Genomic DNA, 201 nt, shown 5'->3' with positions numbered 1-201 from the left:
AGCATACGCACCGGATCTTCGCGGTAGCGCGTCTCTGGATCGCCAATCAGGCGAATAATGCCCTGCTGCAGATCCTGCAGGCCGCCTACGTAGTCGCGCACCGTAAAATCGGCGACGTTGTAATAGAGGCTGTTGATCGTCAGGTCGCGACGCTGCGCATCGTCTTCGATGCTGCCGAAGATATTGTCGCGCAGCAGCATG

Annotated in this window: 1 pseudogene; it reads right to left on the bottom strand. The window is 58.2% G+C overall.

The features are described from left to right. Positions 1-201 (bottom strand): annotated as a pseudogene (gene pcnB, locus B3797_RS00100) (polynucleotide adenylyltransferase); the annotation flags it as partial.

The sequence above is a fragment of the Pantoea sp. UBA5923 genome (assembly GCF_002431095.1).
GTDB lineage: Bacteria > Pseudomonadota > Gammaproteobacteria > Enterobacterales > Enterobacteriaceae > Pantoea > Pantoea piersonii.
The sequence above is the reverse complement of the archived record's forward strand: the minus strand, read 5'-3'. Positions and strand labels throughout refer to the sequence as shown.